Below are 24,339 nucleotides of genomic sequence, written 5' to 3'. Positions count from 1 at the left end.
GGTCATGCCGAGCTGCGAGTAGATGTCCATGAAGATGCCGCGGGCGAGGTGGATCCCGTTGGGACCAAAGTCCATGTCGAACATGTTGAGCATCGAGCCGGTGAGATCGCCGCCGAGGTACGGCCGGGCCTCCGTCAGCACGACCCGGGTCCCCAACCGAGCCGCTGCGACCGCGGCCGCGACGCCGCTGGGGGTTCCCCCCACGACCAAGATGGGAACGGAGACGGGGCAGTTCTGCGGTGAAGAAACAGTTCCCGGCGACGCGACGGTCACCCCGACAGGAGCGAGCCCCGCGACGGCCACGACCATGAAACCGACGATCAGTAACCCGGCTGACCGGGCGCGATAACTCATGAATAATACCAATCTATTTTACCAGACCCGTCAAGTCGATGGCGCCCATCGTTCGGGGGATCTCGGACGCTCTCGGATGACGGCCCGTCATCCGTCCGGGTATCTGGCCCCCTCTCCCCAATAGTACGGATGGCCGGGCGACCGGGTTCCCAGGGGGCCCCGATCGAATATCGTCGGATCACCCCTCCTTCACCTGCTCAACTGTCCTTGCGTTGCAACCTGTGATTCTTGAGCAGATCTTGATGATTCTGCGCATGTTCTTGAGGGTTTCTTGATCCTCGGCCCTGGTACACTTCTCGGGGACATGGGATCACAACCGATGACCCAAACGCAAGAAACCCACTCCGGGTCTTCCCGGGGCCTTCGCAGAGATATCTCCATTTGGGGCTCGTTCATGTGGGGATACGCCGACGTCGGTGCCGACATCTACGCAGCCCTCGGGATTGTCGTGGCCGCGTCTATGGGGCTTGCTCCTCTTGCGTTCGCGGTCGCGGGCGCAGTCTACGTTCTCATCGGTCTCGCCTACACCGAACTCGCGAGTTCCTTTCCGGTGGCGGGAGGCGGGCAGTACTATACGGCGCGGGGGTTGGGGGATTTCTGGGGGTTCATAGCGGGGTCGGCGCTCCTCCTTGACTACACCATTGATATCGCCTTGTTTGCGGCGGCCTCGGCAGGATACATCAACTTCTTCGTTCCCGCCATTCGGAATTACTCGGTAACGCTGGGCCCGTTTCGGCACATCAACCCATTTTGGGCGGCGGAGACGGTCGTGTTGATTCTCTTCCTCATCTGGCTCAATATCCGGGGGATACGTGAGTCGTCACTCTTCAACGAGGTCATCGGCAGCATCGACATGGTCACAGAGTCATCGGTCATCATCCTGGGGTTCCTATTCGCGTGGAAACCCGAGTTGCTCGTGCACCAGTTTCAGACGCAACAACCTACGTTCTCCCAGTTCATGTACGGGTCTTCACTGGCGATCATTTCGTACGTCGGGTTGGAATCGATCTCCCAGGCCGCCCAGGAGACCCGTCGTCCGGCCACGGTCATCCCGCGAACATCGCTCGGACTGATTTTCAGCGTCCTGCTGTTCGCGATGGCATTCTCCACGTTGGGAATCGGGATGCTGCCCTGGCAGCAGATCGCGCAGCACCAGGACGATCCTGTGGCGCTGTTGGCTCAAAACATTCCAATTGTCGGGGTGATTGCCGGCCCGTTCGCGGCCGTGCTGGGGGCGACCATCCTGCTCATCTCCGCCAACACGGGAGTGATGGGCTCGTCCCGGCTGACGTTCTCCATGAGCGAGCTGGGACTGGCCACCCGGTGGATGAACGCGGTGCACCCCCAATATCGCACTCCCTACCGCACAATCGTTGTATTCTCTGCCCTGGCGATCATCGAGGCCCTGCTTTCATTCCTTACACCCCAGGCCCTCGATACCTTGGGGAACATGTACGCGTTCGGCGCGACCTTAGCCTACCTCTTGGTCTTCGTATCGTTGGTCCGGCTTCGGTTCACCGATCCGGTCACGCCTCGTCCCTATCACGTGCCCCTCAACATTACGTGGCGTCGCGGAGGGGAGTCGGTTCGAATCCCGGTGCTTGGGTTCCTTGGCATCGCAGGCGTGAGCCTCATCCTCTTTGAGGTCATCGCCACACACACCATTGGACGGATCGCTGGGCCCGCGTGGGTCATCCTTTGCATCGCCTATTACGTGACGTACCGGCGGAAGCGAGGGTACCCTATCTTGGGGTCCATCCCACGGAACTGGCCCGAGGAACAGATGGCGATCCTAGAATCGGCGGAAGAATATTCGCTGTTGGAGGAGTATCGGTTTGCGCTTGCTGCCAGGGACAAAGCGCGAATCCAACGAGACCGGCGGTGAGTCGGACGGATCACACCTACGTACCCCGGATCGGCTCCGGGGCCGGGGGCTTAATGAAGATCCGGCAGAGGACGATGCTGAACTCGTAGAGCAGGACCATCGGGATCGCGACGAGGAGCATCGTCACCGGGCTCCAGTCGGGCGTGCCGAAGACGGCGATCCCCGCGATGATCATGTAGGCGATCCGCCACTCCCGGCGGAGGGTCTGCGCGGAGACCACGCCGAGAAACGCCAGGGTGAGGATGACAAGGGGCGTCTCGAACGTCGCGCCGACGATCAAGAGAAAGAAGAGGACGAACGAGATATAGGCGTTCGCGGTGATCAACGCGTTGAACTGGGTCCCTGCCTGCGCGAGCAACCAATGCAGGCTGACGGGCAGAATCACGAGGTACCCGAACACGATGCCGACCGCAAACAGAAACCCCGCGAGGAGCGACAAGGGGATCGTTCTGCGGCGTTCGGTCTCCGTGAGCGCGGGATCGACGAACGCGTACAGCTGGTAAACGATCCAGGGCATGCTCACGGCGAACCCGAACAGAAACGCGACCTTGATCTTGACGAGAAACGGCTCGAGCACGGTCAGGGTGGTGAGCTTCACGCTCCCTGCCGGCCGGAGCAGAATACCGAGGAGGACGTCGACAAAGAAGAGTCCGACTCCCGTCGCAACGAGCAGCCCGAGGATCGCGTATTGGAGGCGCTGGCGGAGCTCCTCGAGGTGCTCCACCAGCGTCATGTGCTTGTCCCGGTCCGCCATCCTACTCCGACCCGTGCGCCAGCTCTGCGAGCGTCACGAGGTCATATCCCCGGCGCTGGAGTTCGCCGATGATCTCGGGAAGCGCCCGGACGGTCACGAGCGTGCCGTTGTGCAACAGGATGATCGCCCCACGCTCCGCGCGGGCCAGCACCCGCTCAACCAGGCGTTTCGACGGGGGCGAGGTCCAATCCCCCGAGTTCACCGTCCACATCGCGAGCCGCATCCCCGATTCCCGGGCTGCGCCGGCGATGTCGGCGCTGTAGTCGCCGCCGGGAGGCCGGAACCATCGCGCCCGTCCCGCGAGGGGCGCGAGCACCTCCGACCCCGCCGCGATCTCCTCGCGTACGACCGAGGCATCCACCGTCGTCAGCCGCGGATGGTGAAACGTGTGATCCTCCACTTCGTGCCCTTCCGCCGCCATTTGCTTGATCAGGTACGGGTAGGTGGTCGCGTGCTCGCCGATCACGAAAAACGTCGCGTGGACCCCGAACCGCCGAAGCACACCGAGCAGCAGGGGCGTGGCGACGGGATCCGGTCCGTCGTCAAACGTCAGCGCGACCTCCTGCCGGCGCGGATTCCCGCGCCACAGACGGCCGTCGCTCTCGATGCCGAACAGGATGCCGTCGAGCCGGCGCTTGGTCTCCACGATGACCTGGAGAACATTCCCCTTGAAGTGTACCGCCGCCTCGGCAGACCGATCTCCAGGTAGCGCGGCGGCGACCCTCGCGGATCGCGGGCTCCTGAGGGGCTCATGAGCGCGCGGAGGCAGCATCACGAGCGCGCCGGAGACGAGGTCGGGACTGTACCAGACATCCCCCGCCTGGGCCAGCGCCGGGCCGGCCTCCAGATCGGTCGGCGCCGACGTCAGCAGATCTCGGTACAAGCGTGCGGTGAAGGTGACGTCCCATCGCTGGGGGTTGAACGGCCCGCTCCGATGATACTGTCCCGTCAGCACGACCTGGCCGGCTCGCGAGTCGGCGCGGAACGCCGTCGCCGCCAGCGCGCGGGCGATGTCCTGGACCTCCCGGACGATTCCCTCGCGGTCTCCCGTCCAGTCCATCCCGTACACGAAGCGGATCCAGGCGAGATGCCCAAGGCGTCCGTCCGACAGCCGGGTGACGCCGTCGCCCGCGACCGTCACCTTGACCACCATCGGGGTGAGCCCGGCGGTCTTGAGGGCACGCCAGATCCGGACCTCTTCGGCGGCGAGCCCCGGGCCGATCGGGTGCGTATCGTTCGTAATGTACGGTGCGATCGGCACGGGTGGGACGCCCGGCCAATCCGGTGAGTCCGGGCTGGGACTCGGTTGCGCCGCTTGGGCGGCGGGGAGGGCACCGAGCGTCGCCACAGACCCCCAGAACCGCTCCGGCATCGACGTGCGCATACCCGAGACCTGCGGCACCGAGGCGGCGATCCGCACCAACTCCTCCTGCGGCAGTTCTCCGACGAGCGTGTAAGAGATGCCCCCGGCGTTCCAGTGGAGCAGCGTCGCGAGTCCCCGCGGCGCGACGGTCCCCTGAATGGACCCGATGCGGACCGGCTGGCCCTTCGGCGGCGGGCCCTGCGGTCCTCGGCTCTCGAACAAAGTCATCGTGGAGAGGCCGTCGGAGTACACAAACGTCGCCACCGGTTGCCCCTGCACGTTGACCACGCGGGATCCCCTCTGTTGAAACCCGGATGGCAGGTAGGACGGCAGTTGGGGCGTGAAGCCGACGCGTTGTGCGATCTCCGCGATCGTCATGCGGCCGGGGGGCCGCTGCTGCTGCACCTGCGTGCCCGGCGGCGCCGGCACCGTGAACAGGTCCGGGGCAAACACGGGATCATACTGGACGTTGATGAATGCCGCGGTCTCCTGGAGCGTCCCATCCGGCTTGTATCGCTCGAACCTCAGGATCAACCGCCGCTCGCGGTCCACCCAGACCCGAAGCGATGGCCGGCCCGGGTATTTGCTCTGCACGTTGACCACCCGGGTGGCTCGCCCCGCCACGGATTCTGTGCCCGCGAAGCCGACGTCGTAGTTGGTCAGGATCTGGGGGAGCACCCCCCGGGTGAGACGCTCCTCATCGGCCTCGGGCGCCGGCCGCTCCACGACTTGGTTGCGGGCCGGCACGTACTCCATCATGGTACGACCTCTGATGACCACGACCCGCCCAGGTTGATTGCCTGCCGCCAGGTACTCAAGCCTGGTCTGATCCGGGGCGGCATGGTAAATGTGCACCTGAGACGCCTGCACCTGGGCGCCCCAGATCGTAATCGACTTCGTGCCCTCGTAACTGACCCGCCGGGGCGCCGTTGCGCCCGACCGAAGCCAGGACACGGCGGTGTCAACGCCCCCCGGGAGCACGGGTTGGGACCACCCAGGGGAGGGGACGGCGCTCACCAGCAATGAAAAAACCGCCAGGACGGCCGCCTGGCGGATGATCGGTGAACGCATCCTACCGGGTCGGCTGATCCGGGACGCCCAGGTCGTTGGACACGAACGTGGTGGTCGCTTCGTCGACCAGCGATCGGTCGGAGGACAGCACCAGATAATGGCGCACGTAGGCATCCGAATCGAGGGGTGCTACACGCCATCCGAACTGCCCGGTCATCCACGCCCAGGGGATCGCCAGCATCAACGCCAGGGCGCTCGCCGCAACCGCCAGCCGGAAGGGCCTGATCTGCAATGTGCTCACGAACCTGGGGACCAGGCTGGGCCGATGGTGCTGCGCGGCCTCGCGCTGCAGCCGCCAGTGGACTCGGTCCAGGAACCCCGGCTGGGGACCCGGATCGGGCAATCCCCGGAGCAGACGCTGCACGCCATGGAGTTCGTGATACTCCTGGAGACACATCGGGCACACATCCAGGTGGGCCTTCACCCGCTCGACGTCCCGCACGCCGAGGGCGCCGTCGATGTAGGCCGAGAGCTGGTCAGCAACATGCCGGCTCATCGGTCATCCCTCCTTGCGCCCAGGTGCGGCCCAAGCGCCTCGCGGAGCATCTGCCGGGCCCGGTGCAGCCTCGACCGCACCGTCCCGACCGGACACCGCAGGGCTTGCGCCACTTCATCATACGACAGGCCCTCGATGTCCGCAAGAACGACCGCCGTCCGAAACTCTTGCGGGAGGCCGTCCAGCGCCAGCTGAACGACCCCGTCCAAATCGAACGTCTCGGTCATCTGCTGCGGATCCTGGCTCGAATCTCCCATCACGGTGACGAGTGGATCGCCTTTACCGCCCATCGGCGCATCCAGCGAGACGACCGGCCTGCGGTTGCGGCGGCGGACGGTGTCGATGTATGTCCGGCTCATGATCCGGTACAGCCACCGGTCGAAATAGGTGCCGGGCTGATACCGGTCGAACGCTCGAAACGCCTCGACGATGGCCTCCTGGGCGAGGTCCTCGGCGTCGTTGTGGTTCCCCGTGAGCCGATAGGCGACCCGGTAGATCTGTTTCTGGTGCTGCAGGACGAGCTCCTCAAAGGCCGCCAGCCGGTGGACCGTTCCGGGCACCTCGGCGCCGGACACCGCCTCCCTGTCCCCTTCCCCCACGGGGAACGGGGACGTCATGCTTCCCAGGCCTCCGACAACCGATACCGCGTCCGCCATCGCCCGGCCCCCCGGATCGACACGTATGTTATGAAGCGCCGGGGGCGGGGGAAAAGTTCCATGGGGGGCCGGAGGAGCCGGACGGGTCGAGGGGTCAGGGCGTAGGAACAGCCCTGCCCAGCATGGCCTTGCGAAACTCCTGGACGATGGCCGAGGGCGTGATGGCCACGATGATATCGCCGCCGCGGAGAACCGTGTCGCCGTTGATGATCTCCGCATCATTCCCCCGCACCAGGATCGCCAGGCTGCTCTTGGCCGGGAGGGCCAGATCCCGCACTCGCCGGTTGACGCTCGGAGCGCCCTCAGGCAGCGCCACCTCCACGAGTTCGAGCTGCCCCTTCCGGAGGGCGGTGAGCGGAATCACGTCGGCGATCTCGACCTCCTGCTCGATCAGGCTGTAAATCAGCTTGGTCGAAGAGACCGTCTCGTCGATCCCCAGCATCTGAAACGTGACTTCGTTCTTTGGGTTGTTGATCCGCGCGATGACTCGCTTCACATTGAACTTCCGCTTGGCCATCTGACAGATCACGAGGTTGTCCTCGTCGTCCCCGGTGACGGCCGCGACGAGATCGGCCCGAGGCGCGCCGGCCTGCTCAAGCGTCCGAACCTCGCACCCGTCGCCGAGAAACGCGGCGTCCCCGAACTCCTCCTGCAGCAGATCGAACCGCCGCCGGAGCTTTTCGAGCACGGTGACCTCCTGACGGGCAGCGATCAGGGCCTTGGTCAGGTAATATCCGACCTTGCCGCCCCCAACGACGATCACATACATCGCGGGTCGCTCCTTTCGAGGCTACGCGTGGGCCAAGAACTCGGGGAGCGCCTGGTACTCCCCGATGGTCCGCCAGGCAGCCCCGACGATGAAATCCCGGCACATCCCCGCGCCCAGGAGCGTCGGGCTGATCGTGTCGATTCCCAGTTCTTGGTACGCCTCGGCCCGCAAGGGGTCGTAGATGCGGGCGATGACCCGGGCGACCTTGTACTTGATCTTGGCGATCTGGGCCGACATGATGTTCGAGTTGTCCCCGCTGGTCGTCGCCGCGAACGCGCCCGCCCGCTCGATGCCGGCCTTGCGGAGAACGTCTTCGTCGATGCCGATGCCGAGGATCGTTTTCCCCCTAAAGTTCCGGCCCAAACGCCGGAACGCTTCCCGATCGCGGTCCACGATCGCGACCGAGTGGCCCTCGGACTCAAGCATCAGCGCGAGGGTCGCACCCACACGACCGCAACCAAGAATCACGACATGCATGGCTTGACTCCTCCCTCCAAGCGAATCATTCACCCCACGCCGGAACGGCGGGGGCCTCGCCCTCCCTTACACCGGGCGCCTGGGTGCTTCCTTCCGAGGAGCTGTTGTCCCGACCGCGCTCGTTGATGGCTCGGGGGGCACGCCCCGGTGTTCCTCTTCGGCCGCAGCTCCGATGCTGGTCTCCGCCAGGCGGTCGATGATGACCTCGCACGGAGCGTGCCGGAAGAGTCCCTCCGCGCATCTCGCCGCGGACCCCTCGGTGAGGCCTGCTTCCGGGGAAATCCCGAGGACGATGAGATCGACGCCCCGGTCCCGAGCGACGCGCGCGATCCCTTCCCCGGCCTCTCGGGCTCGGATGATCTCCGCCTTGGCCTCGAGCGCGTGCATCTTGACGATCGTCTTCGCCTGCGCGAGCGCGCGAGTGGCCTGCTCCTCTACCGTTGGCAGCGGGACGCCCAAGGACAGCGTCCGGGGGACCTCCACAACGTAGCCAAGCAAGATCCTGGCCTTCTGCATCTGCCCCAAGCGGCTTGCCAGCTCGACCGCGCGCTCCGAGTAGTAGTGCTCGAGTATCGGCACGAGAATCGTTTGGACCGCACCAACCGACCGCACCGCGCGGGCGACCTCCTGGGGTACCGGCCGAGGAACCCGGAGCATCCACAGGAGCAGCGCGGCCATGGGAATCGCGAACGCGGCGGCCAGGACCGCGCCGAGGAAACTGACGTGCAACGGACCGGTCACGCCGACCCCCTCCGCCGCAGGTACGCGACGACGAACGAGAGCCGGTAGGCACCCAGCCCGATAAACCCGAACCCCACCAGGAGCGACATCGGGTGGAGGCCGAATCCCACCGTCCGGGCAAGGATCACCAGCCCCAGTGCGACCATCAGGGCGCTGGTCGCCGTCCGGTAAAGATCGGCGCGCGTGAACTGGGGCTCAGGCATGCCCCTGCCCCCTCGCGAATTGGCGGTCCCGCTGGGCAAGCGCGAACTCATAGGTCTCCAGGAGATCGTACTCCTCAGCGTCTTTCAGAATCGCCCGCTGCTGCTCCTCCCAGTGATGGTTGGCGCTGTGCCACACGGGAAGCCCTTGCTTGCGCCGGTACAGAACGTAGTACGTCAGGCAGGCGATGACCCAGACCGGGCCGGCGACCCGGCCGATCGCGTGCGTGAGCACGACCTCGGTCAGCGTGATGAGGACGCCAACCAAGCCGAGCACCCCGATCAACGGGATCGCGATCACCTGCCCGTCCCGGCGCGTCCACCGGACGTTCCAGGGCACCCGATAGGGCCGGGGAGAGTACGGATCGTTGATGCGCAGGGAGATCAGCGCGATGAAGACCAACGTGTAGCCCAGGGTGGCGCCGAACGCGTACATGTTGGCGAGCGCGTCGACGGCGCTCGGGGTGAGGAACGCGAGCATCGCCTCGAGGAGGCCGATGCCCGAAAAGATCAGGATCGCTCGAGCCGGAGTGCGGTAACGCGGGTGGACCTCGCGGAACCACGGCGTCATGAGCTTGAGCTGGCTCATCGAGTAGACGAGGCGGCTCGCCCCCATGACGCCGGTGTTTGAGGAGATCAGCAAGATCACGGCTCCCAGGATGGCCGCCAGGGGCCCGGCGATCGGCCCAACGAACGGGAGGCGGTCGGCGAACAATGCCACCGAGTGATCGACATCCTTCGCGTAGGCCTGCCAGGGCAGCAACCCGAGCCCCGTGATGGAAAAGAACACAGCGAAAAGGAACACGCTGCCGATCAGCCCGATGGAGGTCCGGGGGATCACGGTCGCGGGGCGGCGGGTCTCTTGCGCGGCCTGCGAGATCGACTCGAGCCCGACGTACGAGATGATCGCGAGCGAGGACCCGTACATGAACTGGTTGAGGGTCGGGAATTGGTGGACCCACTGGCTCACCAGGAGTTCGGGCTTCCAAGCGAAGACCAGTCCGATGATGATGAGTCCGGCTTCGACGATCAGGCCAAACGCTCCGATAAATTCATTGAGGAGCGATGATTCGCGAACGCCTCGGACGTTGAGCCACGTCAGGAAGACGATGAACACGACCGTTTCCGCCGCCCACAGCGGCGTGATGTTCGACAGCGTCCCGATGATCGGGAACGGTCCCAGGCTGACCTTATAGTCCCGGACCGCCGGGAAGAAGAAATTCAAGTAGCCGGCGGAGAACACCGCAAACAGGGCAATATCGATGGTGTAGTCCAGCAGCAGCGCGGACCCGGCGATGAACCCGGCAATGTCCCCCAGGCCGCGGCTGACGAAATATTGCCCGCCGCCGGCCATGGGATACGCGGAGGCCAGCTCCGTATACGCCAGGCCGATCATGACATAGACGAGGCCCGCCGCCGCGAATGCCAGCGGCGCGGCACCCATCGTGGCCGCGATGACGATGCCCAGGGCCGCATAGATGTCCGCGCCGACATCCGCGAACCCCCACATGAAGGAACCCCACACCGAGACGTCCCGGCGGAGGCTCTCCGCGGGCACCGAGACGGATGCCGTCCGTTCAGTCACGGGCGTTCTCGATCCGCCGGAGCAGCGTGACCCGGAAGCGGGGTAGGGCCAGATCACGAACGACCACGAGACCTGACACCCGGCGGAACCATTCGTGGATCATGCTCGCCCCCATGGAGCCGGGCCGTGCCGACTCTGCGTCAGCAGGTTCGACATCGTGGACCGAGGTCCCGTGTTCCAGGCAGAGGTCGCCCCCGGGGGCCAGCCATCGGAGCAACCGGGCCCCCACGGCCTCGCATTCGGCATGGTTCAAGTAATAGAAGAGTTCGGCGCAGAACACCAGGTCGAACGTCCGATCAAGGTCCTCTATGCGGACGTCGAGCCGCCGGACGTCCACGCGGGGATCGCCGGCAAACCGCCGCCGGGCTCGACGAATCGCCAGGGTGGAGAAGTCAACGGCCACAAGATGCGTGCACTGATTCACCAGGCGTGCCGTGAAGATCCCCTCTCCGCACCCGACTTCGACGGCGGACGCATAATGGCGGCCCCCGAGGATTCGCAGAGACGCCTGCGCGCGCGCTCGTTCGTACGGCGAGGTGGCCAGGCGCCACGGATCCGGAATAATGTACCGGGCCTCGAAGTAGACCCGGCTCATCCAGCGGCGCGCCGTGAGCGCCCGCTTGAGCCAGGTCTCGTCGGCGACCCACCGCCGGAGGGCCGCGAGCGCGGGCGGCGAAGCCGAGCCGTTCACGGCGTCTCCACCAGGCTTCCGGGGGTGGCCCGGCGATTGTACCGGTTCATCGCCGCGGGCAATCCCTCTGCGGCGACGACCCTCACGGCGTCGGCGGCCCGCGCCACCGCCTCGTCCATGCGGGGGCGCTCGTCCACCGTGAATCGGTCCAACACGAACTCGACGGGATCCACTCCCGCCGGCGGCCGGCCGATCCCGATCCGGAGGCGTGGAAACATGCCCGTCCCGATCTCCTCGATGATCGACCGCACCCCGTTGTGTCCGCCCGGCCCGTTGCCCGGCCGCAGCCGGAGTTGTCCCAACGACAGGTCCATCTCGTCATGGACGATGAGCAGATCTTCCGGGTGCCGGCGGCGGCGGTGCAATAGATCCTTCACCGCCTGTCCGCTCACGTTCATGTACGTCTCCGGCACCGCCAGGAGCAGCGTGGTACCTTCGATCCGGCCCCGGCCCACCTTCGCCCAGCCGTCATCCGCAAACCGGATCTTGAATCGCTCCGCCAGGACATGGATGACCTCCCGGCCCACGTTGTGGCGGGTGCCCTTGTAGCGCCGGCCGGGGTTCCCGAGCCCCACCACGATGATCATGGGGAAAGCAGAAAGGGCGCGCCTGCTTCCACGCCCTTCTGCACATTGTCTCCCCTGGCCTTAGCCGGCCACGGCACAGGTTATTCTTTCTTCTCCGCTTTGGCGGGCTTGTCCCCGCTGGAAGAAGCGGAGCCGCTCGGGGACTTGGCCTCGGCCTTGGCCCCGGGCTCGCTCTTGGCCTCTCCTTCAGCCGCCGCCGTCTCCTTCCCAACCACTTCCGGTTCGGCAGGCGCCGCCGCGGCCTCCGCCGCCACCGGCTCTTCCTTCGGAGCGACGACCGCCGCGATCACCTCTTCAGGAGCGGTCACCACCTCGACGCCCTCGGCAGGGGGGAGATCCCGGACATGGAGGGAGGCGCCGAGGCGCAGGTCCTGCACGCCGACCGTGATGTGCTCCGGAATGGCGGTGGGCAGGCAGCGCACGAGGAGTTCTCGCAGATGCTGCTCGAGAATGCCGCCGCCCGCGCTGACGCCCTCGGGCACGCCCGCCAGGATGATCGGCACCCGCGCTTCGACCTGCTCCGTGAGGCTGATCTGGTGCAGATCGACATGCACGACCTCACGCCTGAGGTGGTCGTGCTGGATCTCGGCGATCATCACGGTATCGCTCGTCTCTTCTCCGTTGTGCGTGACCTGCAGGTCGATCAGGACGTTGCGTCCGGCCTCCGTGCTGAGCGCGTTCAACAGCGCCTTCCGGTCGATGGCCAGCGGCACCGATGCGCGGCTCCGGCCATACAGGACGGCCGGGACCAAGCCCGCCTGCCTGACACGCTTCACCGCGTTCTTCCCGACCTCCGGCCGCGGCTGCGCGACCAGGTTGACACGCTCCATCTGCCTGACCCTCCTTCATTACCGGACCGGCGCCGCGCGTGACGCGCCGCACCCACGACCGGTGATTATAGCACGCACCCCAGTGGCACACAACCTCGGCCGCCGGGTGCCCTTCGTGTTGCGTGGCGGGAGCCTCAGGCCCCGGGCACCGCCGCTCCCCCCGGGACACGCGCGAGCTCGACCGCGGCGTCCCGCAGCAGTTGCTCCGCCACCGGGTCCGGGTACGACGACCCATACACGACCCGCGAAAGCCCGGCGTTGATGATCATCTTTGCGCAGGTCAGGCAGGGTTGATGCGTGCAGTAGATCACCGCACCGGCGATGCCCACGCCATGATACGCCGCCTGGATGATCGCGTTTTGTTCAGCGTGCAGGCAGAGACATGTGTCCAGCCCCGAGCCCGCGGGCGCATCCGACCGGCATCGCGGGCATCCCCCGTCACCGCAGTTCGGGAGCCCGCGCGGCGTGTCATTGTAGCCGGTGCTGAGGACCATCCGGTCCTTGACGATGATTGCGCCGACCTGGCGGCGCAGGCAGGTCGACCGCGTCGCAGCCAGACGTGCGAGGCTCATGAAGTACTCGTCCCAGGACGGTCTCGCCATAGGCCGTCAGCGGGTCCCGTACAACCGGTCCCCGGCATCGCCGAGACCGGGGAGAATGTACCCGTGGTCGTCGAGCCGCTCGTCCACCGCCGCCGTGTAGATGGCGACGTCCGGGTGCGCCTCCTGGACGCGCCGGACGCCCTCGGGAGCGGCGATCAGGACCAACAGGCGGATCACGCGGGCTCCACGCTCTTTCAGCAGGTCGATGGAAGCGACGGCCGATCCGCCGGTCGCCAGCATCGGGTCCACCACCAGCACCTGCCGGTTGGCGATGTCGGGCGGCAACTTGCAGTAGTAGGTGTGCGGGTCGAGGGATGCGGGATCGCGGTAGATCCCGATGTGGCCGACGCGCGCGGTCGGCATCAGGCGGAGGATCCCCGCCTCCATCGCCAGCCCCGCTCGGAGAATCGGCACGACGGCGACCTCCTGACCCGCGATCGTTGTCCCCCTGGCCGTCGCGAGCGGGGTCTCGACCTCGACCGTCCGCGTCGGGAGATCGCTTGTGGCTGTGAACGCCATCAGCATCGCGATCTCCTCGACCAGCTCGCGGAACTCCTTGTGTCCCGTGGACCGGTCCCTCAGGATGGTGAGCTTGTGCTGGATGAGGGGGTGGTCGAAGACCCGGACCTGGCCCACTTAGCCCGTCACCTCCACCGGCTGGGGGTAGACCGGGAACGACGCGCACAACTCCCTCACCTGACCTCTGATCCGCGCTGCGGTCTGCAGGTCCTCGGGAGCAAGGAGGACCTCATCGATCCATCCGGCGATCCGGCGGATCTCGTCGGGCCCCATCCCCCGCGTGGTCATCGCCGGCGTCCCGACCCGGATCCCGCTCGTCGTCATCGGCTTCTCCGGGTCGAACGGGATCATGTTCTTGTTGACGATGATGTGGGCGCCGTCAAGCGCCTTCTCGGCCTTGCGCCCGGTGAGCCGTCTCGTTCGCACATCGAGGAGGATCAGGTGGTTGTCCGTTCCGCCGGACACGACGTGATACCCGCGGCGCAGGAACTCGTCGGCCATGGCCCGGGCGTTCTCGACGATCCGGGCGGCGTAGGTGCGGAACGCCGGCCGCGAGGCCTCGAGAAAACACACGGCCTTGGCGGCGATGCTGTGTTCGAGCGGGCCGCCCTGGATCCCCGGGAACACCGCCTTATCGATCGGGGAGGCGTGCGGGGCTTTGCACAGAATGAGCCCGCCGCGCGGTCCCCTGAGCGTCTTGTGCGTCGTCGACGTGACGACATCGGCGTACGGCACCGGGTCGGGGTGCGCCTTGCCCGCCACGAGCCCCGCGAAGTGGGCCATGTCCACCAGCATGATCGCGCCGACCTCGTCGCAGATCGCGCGCAGCCGGGGGAAATCGAACGTGCGGGCGTACGCCGTGGCGCCCGAGACCACGATGCGGGGGCGGTGCTCACGGGCAAGCTGGGCCACCACGTCGTAGTCGATCTGCTCGGTTCGTTCATCGACACCGTACGGGATGATCCGGTAGAGTTGCCCGGAGAAGTTCACCGGGCTCCCATGCGTCAGGTGACCGCCATGCGCCAGGTTCATCGCGAGGATAGGATCGCCCGGCCGGAGGAAAGCGAAGTACGCTGCCATGTTGGCCTGCGCGCCCGCGTGCGGCTGGACGTTCGCGTGGTCGGCCCCGAACAGCGCTTTGGCGCGGTCGATCGCCAGCCGCTCGGAGACGTCCACGAACTCACAGCCTCCATAATAGCGCTTGCCGGGATAGCCCTCCGCGTACTTGTTGGTCATCGCGGTCCCGAGCGCTTCGATGACCGCGAGGCTGGCGTAGTTCTCCGATGCGATGAGGTTGATATGATACCGCTGGCGATCGGTGTCCTGCTCGATCGCCCGCGCGATCTCCGGATCCGTCCGGCGGAGCTCGTCCACGACGCTCGCCTCCCTCGGCCGCCCGCGCGTCTCCGCCGGCGACCCTCTCAGTTTTCCCTTAGCGGGGGCCCGCTACCTCGCCCAGGACCTCCCGCAGCGCGTCCATCGAGACCGCGCCGGGACGCACGACCGCGGCCGGCGTCCGCGTCACATCGATCACGGTCGACGCCAGGGCGAGCGGGCACCGGCCTCCGTCGAGGATCAAGTCGACCTTGGCCCCCAGATCGAGCGCGACGAGGCCCGCCGTCACGGGAGCGGCCGCGCCATGCGTGTTCGCGCTCGTGCCGACGATCGGACCCCCGAGGGCTCCACACAACCCCGCGGCGATGGGCAGGGCCGGCTGCCGGACCCCGATCGTGTCTCCGCCGCCCGCGAGGGCGAGGGGAACACCCGGCCCGCGCCGGCACACGATCGTCAAAGCCCCGGGCCAGAACCGATCGGCCAGCCGCAGGGCCGCCTCGGGCAGGTTCGCCACCAGCGACCTCCACTGATCCCGATCCGCGACCAACACCGGAAGCGGCTCCTCGCGCGGGCGCCGCTTGACGGCAAAGACGCGCGCCACCGCATCCGCGTCCCGCGCTGCCGCTCCAAGCGCGTAGAAGGTGTCGGTGGGAAACGCCACCAACCCACCCTCCTCGAAGACCTCGAGCGCGCGCCGTGGAACATCGAGGCTGGCAGGATCAACGCCGATGATGATCATCGCCTCGCATGCCCAAAGCTCTCATCCCTTCTCTTGAGCGCGACGACGATACGATCCGCCCCGGCGTAGTCTCGGACAATTCCCGGCGCGTCGAACGCCCGCGTGGCGGCAATCAGACCGGCCACCGTGGCGGCCTGGTCCCACAGCGCCGCGACCTCGAGCGCCAGCATGCCCCCCGGGACGAGGTAGCGGGCCGCCCCGCCGACAATCGCCCGATGCACGTTGAGCCCGTCGGGCCCGCCGTCCAGCGCCGCCGCCGGTTCGTGCTCGCGGACTTCCTTGGGGAGCCGGGCGACTTCCGACGTCGGGATGTAGGGTGGATTCGAGACGATGGCGTCAACGCACCGCCCGCCGGTCAGGCGATCGAGGGGATCGAGCGCGGAGCCCAGCGCCCACGTGATCCGATCCTCCACACGGAAGCCCGCGGCGTTGATGCGGGCGAGATCGAGCGCGGCGGCGGATACATCGGTCGCCAGCACGCGCGCGAACGGAAGCGCTCGAGCGATCGCGATCGCGACGGCGCCGCATCCCGTGCCGATGTCGACGACGACCGGTGCGGCCCGTCCCCCGAGCGCGGCGGTCACGACGTCCACGAGGTGCTCTGTCTCCGGACGAGGGATCAGCGCGCGGCCGTCCACGAGGAGTTCGAGGCCAAAGAACTCGCGGCGCCCGACGATGTAGGCGGTGGGCACGCCTCCGACGCGCCGGGCGATCACGCCCGCGTAACCCACCAACGCTGTCTCTTCGAGCTCACACGATGGACGAGCGAGGAGCTCCTCGCGGGTCAGCCCGGCGGCGCAGCGGAGGAGCACTTCGGCTTCGAGCAGTGCGGCCGAGGCGGGCGTCCCCGCGCGCTGCAGCCGGTCCGCCCCCCACGCCCACGCCTCCCGGCGGCTCCGGACCGATTGGGACAGCACCGTCGGGTGCGTCACGAGCCGGCGGCCGTCAGGCTCTCCGTGTGATCGGCGGACACGAGCGCTTCGATCAACGCATCGAGATCGCCGTCAAGCACGGTCGGGAGATCGTGCAGGGTCTTGCCGATCCGGTGGTCGGTCACGCGGTCCTGCGGGAAGTTGTAGGTGCGGATCTTCTCGCTGCGTTCGCCCGTCCCGACCTGCAGGCGCCGCGCTTGGGTGATCTCGGCCTCCTGCTGCTGCACCGCGCGTTCGAGCAGGTGCGCGCGCAAGATCCGCATGGCCTTTTCGCGGTTCTGATGCTGCGACCGCTCGTCCTGGCAGGCGATGACGATCCCCGTGGGTATGTGGGTGATCCGTACCGCGGTCTCCACCTTGTTGACGTTTTGGCCGCCCGCGCCGCCCGCGCGGTACGTATCGATCTTGATCTCGTCCGGCCGGATCACGACGTCGACCTCCTCGGCCTCAGGCAAGACGGCCACCGTGGCGGTCGATGTATGGATACGGCCGCTGGCCTCCGTGGCGGGGACCCGCTGGACGCGGTGGACGCCGCTCTCGTACTTCAACCGGCTGTACGCGCCCCGACCCTGAATGGCCACCACCGCCTCCTTGAACCCCCCGAGGCCGGTGGGGCTGCTCGAGAGCACCTCGGACCTCCATCCGTGGCGCTCCGCGTACCGGACGTACATGCGGAGCAGGTCTCCGGCGAACAGCGCCGCCTCGTCCCCCCCGGTCCCCGCCCGCACCTCGACGATGACGTTGCGCTCGTCCCGGGGATCTTTCGGGATAAGCTGCTCCTCGATCTCGCGCCCGAGGCGCGCCTGCCGCTCAACCAGCGCGGCTTTTTCGGACGCGGCAAGCTGACGAATCTCCGGATCCGCCTCGCGTGAAAGCGCGTCGGCGCCCTCGATCTCCTGCGCGATCTTCCGGTACGCTTGGTACGCGGCCACCACCCCGGAGAGGCTGGCGTGCTCGCGGGCCACCCGCTGGTACCGGCCCTGGTCGCTGAAAATCGCCGGGTCTGCGAGCGCGCGCGTCAGCTCCTCGTGACGCGCCTCCATCGCCGCCAACTTGTTCACCGCTTCAGGACGCACACGTGTCTCCTCCGAACCCTTCTCGAAGAGGATTATACCATCGGCATTCGGGTCTCCCGATGCGCGAGCCGGCCGGCCGCGCGGCCGACCGGCTCGATGGAGTCCCGATGTCCCAGACCGCGGCCTTGGGGAACGGAGGCCCGCTAGATCTGGATGCCGTACTTCTTGGCGAACTTCTGGACGCGCCCCTCGGAGTCAACGAACTTGCGCTGGCCCGTGTAGAACGGGTGGCACTTCGAGCAGATCTCGACCCTAATGTTTTCTCGAGTGGATCCGGTGACGAACGTCTCTCCGCAGGCGCACGTCACCGTGGTCTGCTTGTAGTTCGGATGGATGCCCTTCCGCATTGGAGTCTCTCCTCGGCCCGGCGCCGGGGAGACCTCATGGCACCGGGCGGCACGACAGCAGGCGGTAGTATACCACAGGCGCTGCTCCTCCCGCAATTACAGGCGCTGCGCAGGCCTGCGGTCGCCCCGCGGCCGGGGCCCACGCCCTAGGGGATCGGCGGCGGTGGACTCTGGAGGGGCTCGGTCGCGATCCGGTGCTCCTCGGAGGGCTCTGCCGCTGCCGGAGCGGACGGGGGCGCGGAGACCGCCGGAGCGACCGCAGAGGCCGGAGTCGAGACTGCACCCGCGGCGTCGGGCCGGGCGGGCCGGGGAGACGGAGCCGAGGACGCTGGGGCCGGCGGCGCTGGGACCGGCGGCGCTGGGGCCGCTCCCCGCATCCCTTGCAGGAACGGAGTCGGATCAACCGCCACACCGTTACGACGGACCTCGAAGAAGAGATGCGGACCGGTGCTCCAGCCGGTACTGCCCATCCGGCCCAGCACTTGCCCCCGGCCCACGCGTTGGCCGAGAGCGACCAGCATCGCGGACAGGTGCGAGTAACTCGTCTCCAAACCGTTGGCGTGGGTCACGATGATGAGCCGGCCGTAGCCTCCCATCCATCCAACGAACCGCACGATGCCGCCTTCCGCGGCCCGAACCGGCGTGCCGGCACGGTTCGCGATGTCGAGCCCGGTGTGGAACTCCCGCGTGCCGAAGATCGGATGGATTCGCCAGCCGAACGGGGATGTGATCATCCCTTCCGATGGTCGGGCCAAGGGCCAGGAATCTCCGAGGAGCGGTGCGTTTTGGAACGTGAGCTTTTGGGCCCCCACGGAGACAGCCGGACCGCGGAACCGCGCCTGTCGCGCCCCCGCGCTCTGGACGGGACCGTCCTGTGACGGGATGACCAGCGCCTGTCCGGGATGCAACACCGAGTCCAATGACAGGTGGTTGGCGGTTGCCAGCGTCTCTACGCGCAATCCCGATGCCCGCGCGATCCCCCAGAGCGTCTCGCCCGAGGCGACTTCATGCGTCAGAACGGGCGAGGCCGCGTTGGCGGACGATGGATCGACGGGAGGGATGATGAGCACCTGGCCGCGATGCAGCAGCGAGCCGAGCGTCAGATGGTTGGCGGCAGCCAGCGCCTCGACTCCGATCCCCGCATCTTGCGAGATCCTCCACAGCGTCTCACCCGCCTCGACGGTGTGAGAGAGTGGCGCCGCCTCGGCGATCGCAAAATGCAGCACACCGTCCGGAGCGACCGTGGGATCTTCCGCGGCAATCGCGGTCTGCGCGGGGGTCAGGTTCCCCGCCCGCAGGCGAACAAGGGGCCCCACCGGCGCCGCCGCTTCGGCACGCGGGCTGGCATCATTCCCCGCGAGGTTGATCGGAAGGAGCGCTGGGACGGCAGCAAGCGTCAACGCGAGAAACAAACCCGCAGCCGCAAGCCGAGCGTGGTCGGCCATCACGCCTCCTATAACTTTTAGTGGGGTGGGTGATGTGTTTTTGCGCGCTGAGGATCCGAAACTGAGATCCCTGGACCGGACTGGTCTATGTTATTCGTCAGGCAGGAGAGAATTCCTGCCACGCTCGATCGCTTCGTCTCACTGGAGTCTTGGGACGAGTACCACCCCCGTGTAGGTGGTCCCCCTTCGGGTTCTCGCCTGATTTCTCCTACTTCCGTGGAACCTTGGTGGAAGAATACAGGAAACTCGTTTAGGCGCCGTCCTCGCTGTTCTTGATGATCGAGCGGAGGAACGCTTGGTTGTTCGACGTCTTCCGGAGCCGGTCGAGGATCAACTCCGTCATCGCGACCGTATCGAGGGTCTCCAGGCTCTTCCGGAGCACCCAGACCTTTCGGAGCTCTTCCTCGTTCAGGAGCAACTCCTCACGCCGGGTCCCCGAGAGCTTGATGTCGATCGCGGGGAACGTCCGCCGCTCCTGGAGCTTGCGGTTGAGGTGCAATTCCATGTTCCCGGTCCCCTTGAATTCCTCGTAAATCACGTCGTCCATCCGGCTGCCCGTGTCGATCAGCGCCGTGGCGACGATGGTGATGCTGCCCCCCTCTTCGATCTTCCGGGCTGCCCCGAAGAACCGCTTGGGCCGGTGCAGCGCGGCGGGGTCGAGGCCGCCGGAGAGCGTGCGGCCGCTCGGGGGGATCACCAGGTTATTGGCCCGGGAGAAGCGGGTGAGGCTGTCCAGAAGGACGACGACGTCCCGATTGCCTTCGACGAGCCGCTTGGCGCGTTCGAGCACGAGGTCGGCGACCTGGACGTGCTCTTCCGGGGGTCGGTCGAAGGTGGAGGCGATCACTTCGGCTTCGACCGAGCGGCGCATGTCGGTCACTTCCTCCGGCCGCTCGTCGAGGAGGAGCACCATCAGATAGACCTCTTGGTGGTTCTGCACGATGCTCTGGCCGATCTTCTTGAGCAGCGTCGTCTTCCCGGCCTTCGGCGGCGAAACGAGCATCGCGCGCTGGCCCTTCCCGATAGGGGAGAACAGGTCCACGATCCGCACCGTGAGGTCGCTCTGCGGCAGTTCCAGCTTGAAGCGTTCGTGCGGGAACACGGGGGTGAGCTTCTCGAAGTCGGGCCGCGACCGCGCCTGCTCCGGGTCAAGCCCGTTGACCGCCTCGACCCGCAGCAACGCGTAATACTTTTCGTTGTCCTTGGGGGCGCGGACCTGGCCGAGGACCTCGTCCCCGACGCGGAGGCCGAATCGTTTGATCTGGGACGGCGAGACGTAGATGTCCTCCTGCCCCGGCAGATACCCGCTGGTACGCAGGAAGCCATAGCCCTCCTGCATGATCTCAAGGATGCCCGAGCGGAACATCAGCCCACTTTGCTCGGTCTGTACTTGCAGAATCTTCATGATCAACTCCTGTTTTCGGTAGCGGCGAAAATTGGGGATGCTGAGATCTTTGGCCAGGTCCTGGAGCTCGTTCAGGCTCTTCGTCTCAAGTTCAGCGATGGCCACGCCGTGCCTCCTCCACGCCGTCCCTCACTGACCGGTGGCTTCGATGTAGCCAGCCCGTCCCCGGGGGCCGGTGAGGAGCATCAGCACCTGGTCATTCGGCTTAAGTTCGCCGGCCGCAACCGACTTGTCGTTGCGGTAAATGGCCACCTGGGGTGTGAGAGCGTAGCTCTGGACCGCCTGGTTGTCGATGCTCACCGTGATATCGCTTGGGGTGATGCTGATAAATTTCCCCTTGACATAGTTGAACTTGTTGAGCGCGTTCATCACGGACGCCAGCGCGCCAGCGGCCTCCGCGCGCGTGGTAGAGGCGTTGGGACGGAAGGACCCGTCGGCAGAGGGCAGCATGATCTTCTGATCGATCGCCACGGCCACATAGCCGTGCAGCGTCGCCGGGACATCAGCCGCGTCCTTGACCGAAAGGGGCGCCGACGCCTTCTGCGTCGCCTCCCCCTGACGGCCGAGCGCCCGCACGAGCAGCGCCGAGAACTCGGCGCGGCTCACCTGCCCGTTGGGGCGAAACGTATTGTCGGGGAACGTCGACAGCAGCCCCTTCTGGAACTGCAGCGCCACCGTCACGGGATTGTCCTTCGCAGTAAACATCCCGACGATCTCGTAGGGGCCGGGTCCCACAAAGTGGTTGTCCTGGTCCTTCTGCAGCCACCGGGTGTTGAAGGTGAAGGATTTCCCCGCCGCCAGGATCAGATCGAGACCCCCCTGAATGAATGTCTGCCCGAGCGACCACTTCGCGATCAACGCGTCGCCCCGCCTGACGATGAAATCGTACTGCTGGGTCGTCGGAAACAAGAACTTGGCGTCGTCCGCCCCCGTGTTGGTGACGGTCAGCGTGAGGTCCACAGGATCCTCCGTGCCGTAGACCGCTTTGTCCGTCGCCAGCTGGTAGACGATGCTGCCCTTCTTCAGCTCGGCCTTTTGCTGCGAGACGGCGCCGGTGTTCAGCAGCGCTGCGATGGCGGGCCTGACATCGTCAGGAATCTCCGAGATGTCCTTGTACTGGGGGATGGACCCCGTGCCCTTGACGTCCAGCCCCCTGGCCAGAGCCGCCACGGCTCCGAGCCGCGTGATGGGCTGGCTGGGCTTGAACGTGCCGTCGGGAAACCCGGAGACGATCCCGGTGATCGCCAGCTTTTCGATCCCCCGCTGGTTCGGATCGCCTTGGATGTCCGAGAACACCGCGGCCTGGACCGGTACAGCGACCACGGCTAACGCCGCCGCCAGGATCCACGCCAGAGCAGCCAAAGTGCGTCCCCTCATCACAGTCCTCCTCGGCTTCATAGTTACATGCCCCAATGGCAGGTTCCGCAGGCCCCCTCTACCCCGCCGCGAGCGGGCACGCGGGTCACGCCCGCTTGAGCTCCTCCCCGAACCGGCCTGTCAATAGGAAGATTTGGAGAACGTCATCGGCGGGAGGGAGACCTACCACACGACCCGCAGGCGCATGAGCGTGGTGGAACCGGCCTCTCGTGTACGGCAGGACGAACCATAAAAACTTTGGTGCGGCGTATTCGTCGCTGAACCCGATTCTCCTTCCTATCCCTCACCTGGCCCCTCTCCGCCCTGGCACGCCAGGAGGGATGAGAGGCGGTGGGTCTGGCTATGGGTCCAACAGGGGGAAAAGCCGAATGTGCATGACACCCAACATATAGTACACTACCCGGCCGTCGGAGGCAACCCGTCCCGCCGTCACATGCGCTCCACCGCCGTCACCCCGGCGAGGTCCAGCGCGCTCCGCAGCACTCTCCCCGTCGCATCCACCAGCACCAGCCGGGCGGCCGAGAGCCGCGGGTCGTCCGTGAGCACCCGGCATTGCGTGTAGAAGACATGCAACGCCTCGGCCAGCTCGCGTGCATACGCGCAGAGACGTTGCGGCTCGCGTTTGGTGCCGGCCGCGTAGACGACCTCCGGGAAGGTCACGACGCGCTTGGCCAGCACCCACTCTTCCGCCGATGCCAGCGGGGTCAAATCGGTCTCCTCCGCACGAGGCAGGGCGATGCCGGCCCGCTCGGCCTCGCGCAATATGCTGCAGATGCGGGCGTGCGCATACTGCACGTAGTAGACGGGGTTGTCGACCGACTTGCGCTGGGCGAGCGCGAGGTCGAAATCCATCGGCGCGCCGGGGCTGGTCATGATAAAGAAGAATCGGGCGGCGTCGCGCCCTACCGCCTCGAGCAGATTCCGCAGCGTCACAAAGTCCCCGCTGCGCTTGCTCATCCGCACGACCTCGCCCTCGTTTCGCAGGCGGACGTGCTGATGGATCACGAACTCGATTGTGGCCGGGTCTTTGCCGAGCGCCTGCAGCCCCCCGCGCACGCGCGCCAAGTCCCCGATGTGGTCCACGCCCAACACGTCGATGAGATGATCGAACCCGCGAGCGTACTTGTCGAGATGGTAGGGAATGTCGGACGCGAAGTACGTCGGCCGGCCGTCGCTCCGCACGAGCACGCGGTCTTTGTCGTCCCCAAACCGGGTGGCCCGAAACCACAGCGCGCCGTCCTGCTCGTAGACGAGATCGCGCTGGCGTAGCTCCTCCAGCGTTCGCCGGACCGCGCCGCTCTCGTGCAGCGTGCGCTCGCTGAACCAGGTATCGAAGGTGATGCCGAACGCCTCGAGCGTGACCCGGATGTCGTCCAGCATCGCCCGGAGCGCGATCTCTTGAATCTGCGAGAGGCGTGTCCCCTCGTCCGCATCGGCCAGCGCGGACCCGTGCTCGGCCGCGATCCGCCGCGCGATCTCGCCCACGTATTCGCCGCGATATCCATCCTCGGGAAACGCGGCGGCGCGGTCGAGCGCCTCGAGGTACCTGGCCTCGACCGACCGGGCGAGCGTCTCCATCTGGTTTCCGTAATCGTTGATGTAGTACTCGCGGGACACGCCGTAGCCCAAGGCTTCGAGCAGGCGGGCAATTGTCTCCCCGACCGCGCCGTTCCGCCCCGATCCGACGTGCAGCGGCCCGGAAGGGTTCGCGCTCACGTACTCGACGAGCACGCGGCGGCCCGCGCCCACGTCGGCGTGCCCGAACCGCCGGTCTTCGACCTGGACCCGCCGGAGCCACCCATGAAGGTAGGCCGGCGTCAGCGTCAGGTTGAGAAACCCGGGTCCGGCCAGATCGGCTTTGGCGATGAGCGCTGAGGGGACCTGGAGGTGACGGAGGATCACTTCGCCGACTTCGCGGGGCGGGCGGCCCGCGGCCCGGGAGACGACGAGCGCGAGGTTGGCGGCGAAATCACCGTGACGAGGATCGCGCGGAGGCTCGACCTCAAAGGACGGCAGCGGCCACACCGAGGACGGCAACGCTCCCGAGGCGACGGCGCGTTCCGCGGCCTGGGCGATCGCCGCTCCGAGTTCCTGGGTGAGCAC

Annotated in this window: 24 protein-coding genes and 1 pseudogene; 1 reads left to right on the top strand and 24 read right to left on the bottom strand. The window is 66.7% G+C overall.

Features of this window, described 5'->3' with window-relative positions; all coding sequences use genetic code 11:
• A partial coding sequence (locus VFP86_11470; protein ID HET9000258.1) for an FAD-dependent oxidoreductase occupies positions 1–354 on the bottom strand: 354 nt, incomplete at its 3' end.
• A 394-nt stretch (positions 355–748) separates the two neighbouring features.
• Between VFP86_11470 and VFP86_11465 the strand changes: the two genes are divergently transcribed.
• A complete protein-coding gene (locus tag VFP86_11465) occupies positions 749–2,239 on the top strand; it encodes an APC family permease (GenBank protein ID HET9000257.1) in 1,491 nt (496 codons plus the stop codon).
• Between the two features lie 16 nt (positions 2,240–2,255).
• Here VFP86_11465 and tatC read toward each other — a convergent pair whose 3' ends face one another.
• From tatC to argS, 23 genes and pseudogenes are all read right to left on the bottom strand, one after another.
• A complete protein-coding gene (gene tatC, locus VFP86_11460) occupies positions 2,256–2,993 on the bottom strand; it encodes a twin-arginine translocase subunit TatC (protein HET9000256.1) in 738 nt (245 codons plus the stop codon).
• 1 nt (position 2,994) lies between these two features.
• Complete coding sequence (locus VFP86_11455; protein ID HET9000255.1) at positions 2,995–5,427, bottom strand: MucB/RseB C-terminal domain-containing protein; 2,433 nt, start codon at positions 5,425–5,427, stop codon at positions 2,995–2,997.
• 1 nt (position 5,428) lies between these two features.
• Positions 5,429–5,923, bottom strand: a complete 495-nt coding sequence (locus VFP86_11450) for a zf-HC2 domain-containing protein (GenBank protein ID HET9000254.1) — start codon at positions 5,921–5,923, stop codon at positions 5,429–5,431.
• The gene (locus tag VFP86_11445; protein ID HET9000253.1) at positions 5,920–6,579 is read right to left on the bottom strand and encodes a sigma-70 family RNA polymerase sigma factor; all 660 of its coding nucleotides are present in this window, start codon (positions 6,577–6,579) and stop codon (positions 5,920–5,922) included. The genes VFP86_11450 and VFP86_11445 overlap by 4 nt, the downstream gene beginning before the upstream one ends.
• Before the next feature lie 94 nt (positions 6,580–6,673).
• On the bottom strand, positions 6,674–7,348 hold the full coding sequence (locus tag VFP86_11440) for a TrkA family potassium uptake protein (GenBank protein HET9000252.1): 675 nt from the start codon (positions 7,346–7,348) through the stop codon (positions 6,674–6,676).
• 126 nt (positions 7,349–7,474) lie between these two features.
• Positions 7,475–7,825: pseudogene (locus VFP86_11435) on the bottom strand (TrkA family potassium uptake protein).
• 66 nt (positions 7,826–7,891) lie between these two features.
• Positions 7,892–8,566 (bottom strand): universal stress protein, encoded by a 675-nt coding sequence (locus VFP86_11430; GenBank protein ID HET9000251.1) that lies wholly within the window; start codon positions 8,564–8,566, stop codon positions 7,892–7,894.
• Positions 8,563–8,769 carry a hypothetical protein gene (locus VFP86_11425; GenBank protein HET9000250.1) on the bottom strand — a complete coding sequence of 69 codons (207 nt, stop codon included), beginning with the start codon at positions 8,767–8,769 and terminating at the stop codon, positions 8,563–8,565. The genes VFP86_11430 and VFP86_11425 overlap by 4 nt, the downstream gene beginning before the upstream one ends.
• Positions 8,762–10,351 (bottom strand): APC family permease, encoded by a 1,590-nt coding sequence (locus VFP86_11420; GenBank protein HET9000249.1) that lies wholly within the window; start codon positions 10,349–10,351, stop codon positions 8,762–8,764. The genes VFP86_11425 and VFP86_11420 overlap by 8 nt, the downstream gene beginning before the upstream one ends.
• Complete coding sequence (locus VFP86_11415) at positions 10,344–11,042, bottom strand: SAM-dependent methyltransferase (GenBank protein HET9000248.1); 699 nt, start codon at positions 11,040–11,042, stop codon at positions 10,344–10,346. Before VFP86_11415 ends, VFP86_11420 begins: the two co-directional genes overlap by 8 nt.
• Positions 11,039–11,629, bottom strand: coding sequence for an aminoacyl-tRNA hydrolase (pth, locus tag VFP86_11410; GenBank protein ID HET9000247.1), 591 nt, complete (start codon positions 11,627–11,629; stop codon positions 11,039–11,041). The genes VFP86_11415 and pth overlap by 4 nt, the downstream gene beginning before the upstream one ends.
• A gap of 80 nt (positions 11,630–11,709) precedes the next feature.
• Positions 11,710–12,459 (bottom strand): 50S ribosomal protein L25, encoded by a 750-nt coding sequence (locus VFP86_11405; protein ID HET9000246.1) that lies wholly within the window; start codon positions 12,457–12,459, stop codon positions 11,710–11,712.
• A 134-nt stretch (positions 12,460–12,593) separates the two neighbouring features.
• Positions 12,594–13,061: a cytidine/deoxycytidylate deaminase family protein gene (locus VFP86_11400; GenBank protein ID HET9000245.1), complete on the bottom strand. Its 468-nt coding sequence runs from the start codon at positions 13,059–13,061 to the stop codon at positions 12,594–12,596.
• Positions 13,062–13,067: 6 nt separating this feature from the next.
• On the bottom strand, positions 13,068–13,697 hold the full coding sequence (gene upp / locus VFP86_11395; protein HET9000244.1) for a uracil phosphoribosyltransferase: 630 nt from the start codon (positions 13,695–13,697) through the stop codon (positions 13,068–13,070).
• Positions 13,698–14,954 carry a serine hydroxymethyltransferase gene (gene glyA, locus VFP86_11390; GenBank protein ID HET9000243.1) on the bottom strand — a complete coding sequence of 419 codons (1,257 nt, stop codon included), beginning with the start codon at positions 14,952–14,954 and terminating at the stop codon, positions 13,698–13,700. It lies immediately after the preceding gene.
• Positions 14,955–15,012: 58 nt separating this feature from the next.
• A complete protein-coding gene (locus VFP86_11385) occupies positions 15,013–15,654 on the bottom strand; it encodes an L-threonylcarbamoyladenylate synthase (protein ID HET9000242.1) in 642 nt (213 codons plus the stop codon).
• Positions 15,651–16,586, bottom strand: coding sequence for a peptide chain release factor N(5)-glutamine methyltransferase (prmC, locus tag VFP86_11380; protein ID HET9000241.1), 936 nt, complete (start codon positions 16,584–16,586; stop codon positions 15,651–15,653). Before prmC ends, VFP86_11385 begins: the two co-directional genes overlap by 4 nt.
• A complete protein-coding gene (prfA, locus tag VFP86_11375) occupies positions 16,583–17,662 on the bottom strand; it encodes a peptide chain release factor 1 (GenBank protein HET9000240.1) in 1,080 nt (359 codons plus the stop codon). Before prfA ends, prmC begins: the two co-directional genes overlap by 4 nt.
• A 143-nt stretch (positions 17,663–17,805) precedes the next feature.
• Entirely contained in the window at positions 17,806–18,009 is a 204-nt protein-coding gene (gene rpmE, locus VFP86_11370) for a 50S ribosomal protein L31 (GenBank protein HET9000239.1), read from the bottom strand.
• A gap of 146 nt (positions 18,010–18,155) precedes the next feature.
• On the bottom strand, positions 18,156–19,454 hold the full coding sequence (locus VFP86_11365) for a M23 family metallopeptidase (GenBank protein HET9000238.1): 1,299 nt from the start codon (positions 19,452–19,454) through the stop codon (positions 18,156–18,158).
• Positions 19,455–19,704: 250 nt separating this feature from the next.
• Positions 19,705–20,964 (bottom strand): transcription termination factor Rho, encoded by a 1,260-nt coding sequence (rho, locus tag VFP86_11360; GenBank protein HET9000237.1) that lies wholly within the window; start codon positions 20,962–20,964, stop codon positions 19,705–19,707.
• Positions 20,965–20,988: 24 nt separating this feature from the next.
• Positions 20,989–22,236 carry an S-layer homology domain-containing protein gene (locus VFP86_11355; GenBank protein ID HET9000236.1) on the bottom strand — a complete coding sequence of 416 codons (1,248 nt, stop codon included), beginning with the start codon at positions 22,234–22,236 and terminating at the stop codon, positions 20,989–20,991.
• A 429-nt stretch (positions 22,237–22,665) separates the two neighbouring features.
• On the bottom strand, positions 22,666–24,339 hold the full coding sequence (gene argS / locus VFP86_11350) for an arginine--tRNA ligase (protein ID HET9000235.1): 1,674 nt from the start codon (positions 24,337–24,339) through the stop codon (positions 22,666–22,668).

The sequence above is a fragment of the bacterium genome (assembly GCA_035703895.1).
Taxonomy (GTDB): domain Bacteria; phylum Sysuimicrobiota; class Sysuimicrobiia; order Sysuimicrobiales; family Segetimicrobiaceae; genus Segetimicrobium.
This window is presented reverse-complemented; position numbering and strand designations above follow the sequence as displayed.

Coding starts and splice junctions, on each gene's coding strand:
- VFP86_11465 (HET9000257.1), top strand. CDS start 749: ATGTGGGGATACGCCGACGTCGGTGCCGACATCTACGCAGCCCTCGGG.
- tatC (HET9000256.1), bottom strand. CDS start 2,993: ATGGCGGACCGGGACAAGCACATGACGCTGGTGGAGCACCTCGAGGAG.
- VFP86_11455 (HET9000255.1), bottom strand. CDS start 5,427: ATGCGTTCACCGATCATCCGCCAGGCGGCCGTCCTGGCGGTTTTTTCA.
- VFP86_11450 (HET9000254.1), bottom strand. CDS start 5,923: ATGAGCCGGCATGTTGCTGACCAGCTCTCGGCCTACATCGACGGCGCC.
- VFP86_11445 (HET9000253.1), bottom strand. CDS start 6,579: ATGGCGGACGCGGTATCGGTTGTCGGAGGCCTGGGAAGCATGACGTCC.
- VFP86_11440 (HET9000252.1), bottom strand. CDS start 7,348: ATGTATGTGATCGTCGTTGGGGGCGGCAAGGTCGGATATTACCTGACC.
- VFP86_11425 (HET9000250.1), bottom strand. CDS start 8,769: ATGCCTGAGCCCCAGTTCACGCGCGCCGATCTTTACCGGACGGCGACC.
- pth (HET9000247.1), bottom strand. CDS start 11,629: ATGATCATCGTGGTGGGGCTCGGGAACCCCGGCCGGCGCTACAAGGGC.
- VFP86_11405 (HET9000246.1), bottom strand. CDS start 12,459: ATGGAGCGTGTCAACCTGGTCGCGCAGCCGCGGCCGGAGGTCGGGAAG.
- VFP86_11400 (HET9000245.1), bottom strand. CDS start 13,061: ATGGCGAGACCGTCCTGGGACGAGTACTTCATGAGCCTCGCACGTCTG.
- VFP86_11385 (HET9000242.1), bottom strand. CDS start 15,654: ATGATCATCATCGGCGTTGATCCTGCCAGCCTCGATGTTCCACGGCGC.
- rpmE (HET9000239.1), bottom strand. CDS start 18,009: ATGCGGAAGGGCATCCATCCGAACTACAAGCAGACCACGGTGACGTGC.
- VFP86_11365 (HET9000238.1), bottom strand. CDS start 19,454: ATGGCCGACCACGCTCGGCTTGCGGCTGCGGGTTTGTTTCTCGCGTTG.
- VFP86_11355 (HET9000236.1), bottom strand. CDS start 22,236: ATGAGGGGACGCACTTTGGCTGCTCTGGCGTGGATCCTGGCGGCGGCG.